Here is a 10,364-nt window from a genome sequence, read left to right as displayed (position 1 = left end):
CTTTAGCTTCTTTAGCTTCTTTAGCTTCTTTAGCTTCTTTAGCTTCTTTAGCTTCTTTAGCTTCTTTAGCTTCTTTAGCTTCTTTAGCTTCTTTAGCTTCAGTGTTCGCGACCTGTTTTTGAGATGCAACCGCATCCATCATTTTTTCATCAGCTTCTTGTGCAAATACGCTGGTGTTCATTAGTACATTTAACACAACGATTGAAGCGAAGGATTTGCTTGTAGTTATGTCTTTCATATTTTTAAGAAACAAAGTCATACCCCATCTGCTCAATATTTTCATTTTGGCAAATCATAGCATTAATAAAAGATTAGAGCTGAATAACGAGATTTAATTCATTCGACCTGTATGCATATAAACGTTTAAATCCACCATAAACTAAACCCGAGTTCTACATCCTGTAAAACTCGGGTCGATGAGGTTGTGCTTTTCAAAAATCATATTATTGTTTTATTGGCTTTCCTTTCCTACATCATCTCCATGATGATTTTCCGTCGGCGTCGTCTTCCATATTGGGATCATTCCATTCCCACTCCCTGTGCCGATAAGCTTAGATTACGCTTAAGCTCGCTTCGTGACTATGGGTCAACAGACACATTTATTGTAAGCAATTTCTTACACGCATCCATTCACACTTGTTTGCCATCTTTATAATCTTGCGCAATTTCATCTGTCACTTGTTTCTCTTCTTTCTCAGCTTTCGCAATACCTTCTTGAATCGCCTCCTGAGCCTCTTGCTCATCAGCATCCGTCTGTTCTAATTCTTGCTGTACTTGCTCAAATTGTCGTCCAGTTTGTAAAACAACGTACACAGGAAAGTGATCCGAACCAATATGCGGTAATCGCTCCATTTTTACCAAAGCAAAATCAGTGCTGTGGAATACATGATCGAGTGACCATCGTAATAGCGGATAGTCCGCATGGAAGGTATTGACATAATGACGTCCAACACGCGGATCTAATAAACCACTGATACGTTGAAATAATCGTGTGGTACGAGACCATGCCACATCGTTTAGATCTCCCATGACAATGCAACTTTCATCCAAGTCTTTAATTTGATCACCCACAATCAACAATTCAGCATCACGTAATGTAGAGTCTTTGGCTTCAGTTGGACTCGGCGGTTTGGGATGTAAACAATATAATTGAACTGGCTGTCCAGAACGCAATTTCACTGTGGTATGAATAGAAGGAATCTCATTACTCAGTATGAATTTGACTTCGGTATCACTCAATTCCAATTTACTGTAGAGATGCATTCCATAGAGATTATCTAAAGGTACTGGAACACGATAAGGATAATCCGCTTCGATGACTGAAAGTTCATTCTGCCAGGTTTGGTCTGTTTCAAGCGTCAATACGATATCGGGTTGATGCTGATGAATCTGTTCAATCAAACGATGATATTCTGTATTTGGTGTTAAAACATTCGACACAATTAAAGAGATTTGCTTTGATGGATCAAGTTGATCTGGTTGGACCTGTTTCACCTGTTTTTTCCAAATTAAGGTATAAGGCAAAACCATCTTCAATTGATATGCTAATGCAGCAATTAATCCAACAAATATGACTTGGCGTCTTAAATCCCATTCCCCATCCCAAATCAACAGGAGGATAAATGCGATAAAGCCTAGGGCTAAAATTTGTAGTCTTGGAAAATCGGCACCTCGAAACCACCACTCATCACGCGGAATCAAAGACCAAAAACTTAACCAAATCACAACAACAGCCAGTATCTCAATCCATAGCATAGCGATTCTCTTTATATATTCTTAATTTTTCGATGATTCATAAATTTATATTAGTTTTGCATGTAACATAAACAAGATATATTGCACAATATATTTGCTGTTTTGATTGTGTACCACTTGCAGTTATACACTCTTTTGATACACTCGAACCCCCTTTTTTATTTTAACGCACCGAGGCAAAGTGACATGAAAGTAGGTCTGGTCGGTTGGCGCGGGATGGTTGGTTCCGTCCTTATGCAACGTATGGTTGAAGAGAATGATTTCGCTCATTTTGAGCCATTCTACTTCTCTACCAGTAATGCAGGTGGTGAAGCCCCTGCGTTTGGTGGTAAAACTGCCCCAGCACTTATGGATGCGACAGACATTAATAGTCTGAAGCAAATGGATGTCATTATTACCTGCCAAGGTGGTGATTATACCACTGAAGTTTTCCCTAAGTTGAAAGCTGATGGTTGGAATGGTTACTGGATTGACGCTGCATCTACATTGCGTATGGACGATGAAGCAATCATCGTATTAGATCCAGTCAACATGAATGTGATCAAAGACGGTTTGGTAAAAGGTACGAAAACATTTGTAGGCGGTAACTGTACTGTTTCATTGATGTTAATGGGTCTTGGTGGTCTGTTCCAAAACAATCTTGTTGAATGGGCGACTTCAATGACTTACCAAGCTGCTTCTGGTGCGGGTGCGCAAAACATGCGTGAACTCATCACAGGTATGGGCTATTTGTATAACAATACAAAAGATCTATTAGACGATCCACGTTCTCCAATTTTAGATATCGACTCTAAAATTGCTGAATTACAGCGTGGTGAAGGATTCCCTTCAGCAAACTTCGGTGTACCTTTAGCAGGTTCTTTAATTCCTTATATCGACAAACAGCTTGAAAGCGGTCAATCGAAAGAGGAATGGAAAGGTCAAGTTGAAACCAATAAGATTCTTGGTAATTCACAAATTGTACCTATTGATGGTCACTGTGTACGTATTGGTGCAATGCGTTGTCACTCACAAGCATTGACTTTAAAACTTCGTAAAGATGTTCCTTTAAATGAAATTGAAGACATCATTGCAAGTGCAAATGACTGGTCTAAAGTTGTGCCGAACACACGTGAAGCATCAATGACTGATCTTACACCTGTTGCAGTAACAGGCACGCTTACTGTTCCAGTAGGTCGTTTACGTAAACTTAATATGGGTAAAGAGTATTTAGGCGCGTTCACTGTTGGTGACCAATTACTTTGGGGTGCTGCTGAACCTTTACGCCGTATGCTACGCATCTTGATTGACTATAAAAATGCTTAATTTTTAATAGTCACTTCAATAAAAAGCCGGTCTGATTAGATCGGCTTTTTTTATGCAATTTGAATTGATTAGAGCTTGGAGTGCTATTTGAAAGGAAATATTATGACATCTATACAAAAAACAGTTAAATTACAATCTCATCACTTCTTATTTCGAACATCTTGATCGATGCATAATGATGAACTGAGAATATAAAAAATCGAGATTAAAAACAGTCCAATATTTCGAGCACTCAGGTATTAGATTTGCAATAAATTCATTGAATTCAATGAAGGGGAAAAATTATGTTGTATGTCATTCCATTTGTCGTCTTGCTGTTAATCGCACTGGTGCTCAAAAAACGTGAGGATAATCAAAAAAATGGTGACACAGGATCAACAAAATCTAAAAAAAATGTGAGTGTAAAACGCGCTAAGAAAAGCCCTAAAACTCGCTCCACCCCACAACAAGCCTATTCACAGCACGGTCATGGCGCACCACAAGACTTAAGTGCCGAACCAGTGGCTGATGAACTTAAAGCCAGCATTGAATACTTAATTCAATCAGAAAGCTATATGTCAGCCGAAGCAAAAATCAATCAAGCATTGAATCGTGATCCTAGACAACATGAGCTTTACTCGTATTTGATTGATATTCACATCCTACAGAATGATGAATTTGCTTTAAAACAATTAAGTAATTATTTACGCTCCACTGGATTACATTACATTGCGGATGAAGCTGAAGACAAACTTAAAGCTGCAAAAGAAGCGGAACAGAATAAAGAAATTGCGAAAGAATCACGGGATATATCGAACACCGAGAATCAGCCTCGTCATGCTGCACAGTTTCATAGCACCAGTTTTATAACTGAAATCCCTGCAGTGCAATCAGAACAAACCTTTGATCATCTCATCAAATCACAGGATGAACAACATAGCACTCAGGAAAGCACACCCACTGAAACAAATGAGACAACAGAGCAATCTTCTCTTCCTTCTCAAAGCTCAACATTTGTGTTTGAAACAGAACAATACCCACATCCCTTACAAGCCAAAGAGAAGAAAAGCACTCCTGAGGAAGAAACTGAGCATGTCTCTGCTGAACCTACTGCTCATTTTGTATTTAGCTCAGAACAGCTGGATTTAGCAGAAGAGTTTACGCTCAATAAAACCAATGAAGAAATCATTGACCAGCTCCCTTCTGATCAGGCTGAAAATCAGCAGGCAACTGAACAACAGACTCCATCGCAAAACGAGCATTTTGAACTCGATTTTTTTATGGAAGATACACCGCAACCAACCTCACAACACCCATTCGAGCAAGATGATGAGAAGACTCCTGCATCAAAAGAGCAAACACCTTTAGAATTTATAACGACAGATTTAACTTTCGAGCCAAATGCTCAAACACAGACTGAATCTGAAACAACCAATCAATCGACTGAAGATCGCGCACCCTTAGAGTTTGATTTAGATTTCTCCAGTTTTCAGTCTGAAAATAAATCACAAACAGCATCAGTGCACTCAACTGATGCTGAGAACCTTGCTTCAGAAAATGAGTCCATCCAAAATCTCGACTTCACACTTGATTTAAGTCAAGAATGGGTTGAAAAAACAGATCTCTCTCATTCAGCACTGAGCTCTTCTCCATTAGAAAAAAATCCACAAGAACTGAATATTGAAATAGATCCATTGGAATTTAGCTTTTCAGATCAGTCGGAACAGCCTCATTCTCAAACAACATCTAAGGATGAACTCACTTTTGATCTTTCAGATGATTTTAACTTTGATGCTGAAATATCTAGCTCAGCAAAAGTTCCAGAACAAAGCGTGAATGATCAAAATTTAGATTTTGTAACTTTCGACTTTGAGGAAAATCTTGATTCAAAATCTACAATAGAAAGCTCAATTGAACCGATAAACGAGTTTAATTTTGACCTCAATTCATCAGATGAAAACGTGGATGTGCAAAAGAGTCATTCACATGAAACATCTGCGATAAAAATGAATCCGAATCGTCCTGATGATCCTCTTGTACAACGTTTTCCTGAATTACTCAACGTTGATGAAATTCAACTTAACTTAGATTTAGCGGATCAATACATTAAATTTGGTGCGTTTGATGAAGCAGAAAAATTAATTACGGAATATGAATCGCATTACAATGACGAACAAAAAATGCGTGCAGCAAAACTCCGAGAGAGCATGGAATCTGATTCCAATTAATCTTAATATGAAGCAGTCTAATCAGGCTGCTTTTTTTATGAGTTCAAAAATAGCTTTAATCTATATGGGTGGGACATTTGGTTGCGTTGGTGAACCTTTAGCGCCTATGCCTGCTGCCGATTTTTTCCCGCAATTAAAAGAAATTTTGCCCGTTCAAAATCCAATAGAGCTTGTTCAGGCTCATGAGATTAAAGACAGTAGTGCATGTACGGCGCGTGATTGGTTGCTGTTAATCCAAAAAATTCAACAATTGCAAGCTAAACAATTTCAAAATTTTATTGTCATTCATGGTACCGATACCATGAGTTATGCTGCGGCTATTCTTTCTCGATTTCTCCATGATACGTGTCGAGTCATTATCACAGGTAGCCAATTTCCTCTGCTCAATCATGCAGCGACATCTTTGCATCCATCGAGCGATGCTTTAGATAATCTGAATCATGCCATCCAATATATGGAAAATGTGTCTGATGGTGTTTACTTATGCTTTAACCATCAAATTTTTCATGCCAGAACTGCAGTCAAGACTCATCGCACGGCACTAAATGCATTTTGTGGTGAAGCATTTACAAATGTCATCAAGCCCATATCAAGTTCTTTTGTCGACATTACTGAGCAACATATTGAACGCTCGACACAACTCAATATTGCGAATCTGAGTCTTCGCCCCATTGAAATCAAATTATTCAATCAGCATTTAACGCGTTTTATCGACAATCCGCCTCATGTACTCATACTTCAAGCATATGGAACCGGTAATTTAGCAATTAATGCGGATACCACAGATATTTTGAAGCAGCTTCGTGCCTTAGGCTGCCATATTGTATTAAGTAGTCAGGTCATGTTTGGAGAATTAGATCAACGCTATGCAATTAGCAGTTGGATTAAAGCATCTGATATTTTGATCGACGATACACTCAGTGATGCCGATCTTTATGCCAAAATTCTAAAAATGTATTTACAATACCCCTCCACAGATCAATGGTTACAGCATTGGTATGATTCATCAAATTAGAGGTTCAAATGCCACGTTTTGCAATCGGAATTGAGTTTAGTGGCGTTCGTTATCGAGGTTGGCAAACACAGCAACCTGGTGTGCCGAGCGTACAAGAAACCATGGAAAAAGTGTTGAGCAAAATTGCTGATGAACCCATCATTTTGCATGGTGCAGGTCGAACAGATGCGGGGGTTCATGCCACAAATATGGTGGCTCACTTTGACACAAATGCAATACGTCCAATTCGTGGCTGGCTTATGGGGGCTAACAGTACACTCCCTAAAGATATTGCCATCCAATGGATTCAAGAAATGGATAGTGATTTTCATGCACGCTTTAAAGCGCAGGCTCGCCGTTATCGTTATGTCGTTTATAACAGCCCCATGCGCCCTGCCTTACTCCACAAACAAGTAACGCATGCTTATTACCCACTTGATGTAGATAAAATGATTGCTGCAGCCTCAAAATTTGAGGGTACTCATAACTTTGAAAGTTTTCGAGCTGCTGCGTGTCAATCCAACCAACCTGTACGCCATGTGAGCCATTGCAAACTCATCAAACACGGTGCTTACCTTGTTCTTGACATCCAAGCAGATGGTTTTTTACATCACATGGTTCGCAATATTATGGGCTGTTTACTGGAAATTGGTCAGGGGATGTACGGCATTGACCATATCGATGAAATATTCGCAGCAGAAGACCGTAAAGCAGCAGGGATCACAGCACCACCTGACGGCCTTTACTTTATCCAAGCACACTATCCTGAAGAGTTTAACTTGCCTAAAGTACCCCTAGGCCCTCATTGGTTAAACATGCCTGAATAGATTTTTATTTTGAATTAAATAGAAAAAAATCCCTTCATAAGAAGGGACTTTTTTAGCGCTGTTTACGCTTACGATATTCAACAGGTGTCTCATTGGTCCATCGTTTAAAGGCCCGATAGAACGTACTTGGTTCCGAGAAACCCGTCAGATAGACAATTCTCTCTACGCTTTCATTGGTATTTGCCAAAAGTTTTTTAGCTAAACGACAACGATAGTCAGATAAAATTTGCTGGAAGCTTGTATTAGCTTCACTGAGCTGTGTTCTCAAACGACGTGGGGTAATATTCAACTGAGCTGCCACAGTTTCTAGCGTTGTTTCTCCACTCTCAAGTGTTGATCCAATAGCACGGCGCACCTCACCCACTAAATCGTATCGAGCCAACTCCTGTAATTTTTCAATCGCCAACTGCTCATGCAGTTGAAGTAATTCTGGCTCGGCTTGCCAAAGTACATAATCTAAAATTGCAGGATCAAAATAAAGTCGCGTTTCTTTTTGGCCTAAACTTACCGGGCACTCATATACACGGAAATACTCATCGTCTGAAGCACCCTCGCTAAAGTTAAAATCGATATATATAGGTTGAAAACGACCTTCAGTAATAAATTTGAAGAATCTTAAAATGCCTGAAATCGCGCACTCAGAAAAATGACGATTGACTAGGTTTTCAGAGAAAGGTTGTTCACCATTGGTTAGGTAGCAACGATCATCTTCAATGACCAACTTGGCATGAAATGCATCACTGATTAGACGTTGATACGCTAAAGCCCTTTTCAGGCCTTCGCCAAAATTTTCAGATGAAATAAAAAGATGTTCAATCACTTGACCACGATACAGTGGTAAATGTTCACCTAAATGTAGACCAATGTCTGGATCTTTACTGACTTCTTCGGCAGCAACCCAGAAAGCGTACTGCGCGCTTAAAGGCGTACGCGCATTTTGATCTACTTGATTTAAGGCCACACCCGCTTTTGTTAAAATTTCTTCTGTGGGCAATCCAGCACGACGAATTGCTTGATAACCTAATCGTAGAACAACCGAAGCATCAGTTAGCTGACTCACGCAGTGCCCTTCCTTGTATGTTATTAATATTTACTTAAAACTTATGAATTAGATTACAGTCGATTGACCAAACTGACAACATAGTTAAGCATTTTTTTGTTTAAAAATTTTATTTGTTTGTTCGACAAGTTTGACCATAGAAACGCCGACTGAACTTGGTTTAACCTTGTTTTTTTCTAAAATTTTGCCTATAATTTGCGCCTTTCCAATTTGATCATCAGGTAGGCTATGGCCAATAAAGAGGAACTTATCGAGTTCGAAGGCGTTGTCACCGAAACGCTTCCTAATACTATGTTCCGTGTACGTTTAGAAAACGGTCACGAAGTAATTGCACACATTTCTGGTAAAATGCGTAAACACTATATTCGTATTTTGACTGGCGACAGTGTTAAAGTTGAAATGACACCTTATGACTTATCTAAGGGTCGCATTACTTACCGTGCACGCTAAGTGTTAGTAAGCGAAAAGCCACATTGAGTGGCTTTTTTGTTTTTGTACTTTTATTTTATGAATCGCATAGAAAGTTCATTCAGCTAAATCAATCGCCTGTCTTTGTGATAAGAGATAAATTCAGATATATAGAATAATTAAACTCACTATTTATTCTTAACTTTCAATCAAATATAAAAACAATCCTCATATACACACTCAACCACAAAAAAATCGTCGTACTGCCCCACTATTTCGTGCACTAAATAAATTGTGTTTTTTGCCCATCTGCATATTTACACTTTTCCTGTTTACGGCATGCCAAACAGCAAATTTTCAGAACAAAAAAATATGAATACTTATGTTTCACAATTTGTAGGACAAGATATCCAACATATCCGAGAAACTACCGAGTTGAATTCTTTTAACATTAAGCTGAAGCCCAATCTTGAGATTCGAGATGATCGATCCATTTTCACCTTTGAACGTATAGTCAACACCTCGATTCCAATGGGAAATTCGATGAGAGATGAAAATAGTTTTATGATTCCTGTATGGACAGCTTCAGCAAGTCAGTCATACGGTAACGTAATGACTTGCTCAAGTGTTTTTAGTTTAAAAAAACAATATCGCTTTCAAAAGCTCGGCAATAAAAAACGCAGCTCATAGGCTGCGTTTTGAATGAATCAACTGAAATTAGTTAAGCGCTGCAACAACTGCTTCACCCATTTCAATTGTCCCAACCTTCTTCATGCCTTCAGACATAATGTCAGCTGTACGTAAACCTTGGTCTAAAACATTCCCTACTGCATCTTCAATCGCTTTTGCTGCAGCTTCTTGACGGAACGTATATCGAAGCATCATTGCAACAGATAAAATTGTTGCCAATGGGTTTGCGATATTTTGACCTGCGATATCTGGTGCTGAACCATGACAAGGCTCATACATCCCTTTACCATTTTCATCTAAAGAAGCTGATGGCAACATACCGATTGAACCAGTCAACATCGCAGCCTCATCAGACAAGATATCACCGAACAAGTTACCTGTTACGATCACATCAAATTGTTTAGGTGCACGAACCAATTGCATTGCTGCATTGTCAACGTACATATGTGACAAGTTAATGTCAGCATACTGTTCAGCATGTAACTGAGTTACTGTTTGTTTCCAAAGCTCAGTGACTTCAAGAACATTTGCCTTATCCACTGAACACACTTTACCACCGCGTAGTTTCGCCATTTCAAACGCCACTTTAGCAATACGTTTGATTTCTGACTCTGCATATACGTCGGTATTAAAGCCTTGCTTCTCACCATTCTCTAATTCGCGAATACCACGTGGTTGACCGAAGTAAATACCACCAGTTAATTCACGGACAATTAAAATATCTAAGCCTGAAACAATTTCAGGTTTCAAACTTGAAGCATCTGCCAATTGAGGATACAAGATCGCTGGGCGCAAGTTAGCGAAAAGGTTAAGTTCGCTACGTAATTTCAATAAACCACGCTCAGGACGAATTGAGCGCTCAATTTTGTCCCACTTCGGACCACCAACAGCACCTAACAAAATCGCATCTGCTTTTTTTGCTTGTTCAGAGGTAACTTCTGGATAAGGTGAACCATGCGCATCAATTGCAGCGCCACCCAATAAACCTTGTTCCCATGTTAAATCTAGATTGAATTTTTCATTGACACGGGTGAGGACCTGTTCAGCTGCTTTTACAATTTCAGGACCAATGCCGTCACCAGCTAAAATCAAGATTTGTTTAGACATGAGATTTTCCA

At 39.2% G+C, this 10,364-nt stretch carries 10 protein-coding genes; 6 read left to right on the top strand and 4 right to left on the bottom strand.

What is annotated here, in order from left to right:
• Both AC1M9F_RS08705 and AC1M9F_RS08700 read right to left on the bottom strand, forming a co-directional pair.
• Nucleotides 1-259 (bottom strand): hypothetical protein (locus AC1M9F_RS08705; protein WP_481597562.1); only part of this gene is annotated, 259 nt, incomplete at its 3' end.
• Nucleotides 260-630: 371 nt separating this feature from the next.
• On the bottom strand, nt 631-1,755 hold the full coding sequence (locus AC1M9F_RS08700) for an endonuclease/exonuclease/phosphatase family protein (protein ID WP_035264120.1): 1,125 nt from the start codon (nt 1,753-1,755) through the stop codon (nt 631-633).
• A 186-nt stretch (nt 1,756-1,941) separates the two neighbouring features.
• Here AC1M9F_RS08700 and asd point away from each other — a divergent pair, with 186 nt between their 5' ends.
• The 4 genes from asd (at nt 1,942) to truA (ending at nt 7,088) form a co-directional block, all read left to right on the top strand.
• Entirely contained in the window at nt 1,942-3,060 is a 1,119-nt protein-coding gene (asd, locus tag AC1M9F_RS08695) for an aspartate-semialdehyde dehydrogenase (protein WP_035264122.1), read from the top strand.
• Between the two features lie 284 nt (nt 3,061-3,344).
• Complete coding sequence (locus AC1M9F_RS08690) at nt 3,345-5,267, top strand: hypothetical protein (protein ID WP_481597561.1); 1,923 nt, start codon at nt 3,345-3,347, stop codon at nt 5,265-5,267.
• A gap of 37 nt (nt 5,268-5,304) precedes the next feature.
• On the top strand, nt 5,305-6,282 hold the full coding sequence (locus tag AC1M9F_RS08685; RefSeq protein ID WP_481597560.1) for an asparaginase domain-containing protein: 978 nt from the start codon (nt 5,305-5,307) through the stop codon (nt 6,280-6,282).
• 8 nt (nt 6,283-6,290) lie between these two features.
• Entirely contained in the window at nt 6,291-7,088 is a 798-nt protein-coding gene (truA, locus tag AC1M9F_RS08680; RefSeq protein WP_481587331.1) for a tRNA pseudouridine(38-40) synthase TruA, read from the top strand.
• Between the two features lie 52 nt (nt 7,089-7,140).
• Here truA and AC1M9F_RS08675 read toward each other — a convergent pair whose 3' ends face one another.
• Complete coding sequence (locus AC1M9F_RS08675) at nt 7,141-8,148, bottom strand: AraC family transcriptional regulator (RefSeq protein WP_035264130.1); 1,008 nt, start codon at nt 8,146-8,148, stop codon at nt 7,141-7,143.
• Nucleotides 8,149-8,376: 228 nt separating this feature from the next.
• Between AC1M9F_RS08675 and infA the strand changes: the two genes are divergently transcribed.
• Together infA and AC1M9F_RS08665 are read left to right on the top strand one after the other, a co-directional pair.
• Nucleotides 8,377-8,598, top strand: coding sequence for a translation initiation factor IF-1 (infA, locus tag AC1M9F_RS08670; protein WP_004692529.1), 222 nt, complete (start codon nt 8,377-8,379; stop codon nt 8,596-8,598).
• A gap of 330 nt (nt 8,599-8,928) precedes the next feature.
• Nucleotides 8,929-9,246, top strand: coding sequence for a hypothetical protein (locus tag AC1M9F_RS08665; protein ID WP_143047400.1), 318 nt, complete (start codon nt 8,929-8,931; stop codon nt 9,244-9,246).
• Nucleotides 9,247-9,273: 27 nt separating this feature from the next.
• Here AC1M9F_RS08665 and leuB read toward each other — a convergent pair whose 3' ends face one another.
• On the bottom strand, nt 9,274-10,353 hold the full coding sequence (leuB, locus tag AC1M9F_RS08660) for a 3-isopropylmalate dehydrogenase (RefSeq protein WP_481597559.1): 1,080 nt from the start codon (nt 10,351-10,353) through the stop codon (nt 9,274-9,276).
• Nucleotides 10,354-10,364: the final 11 nt, after the last annotated feature.

Source organism: Acinetobacter sp. ANC_7504 (genome assembly GCF_056779995.1).
This window is presented reverse-complemented; position numbering and strand designations above follow the sequence as displayed.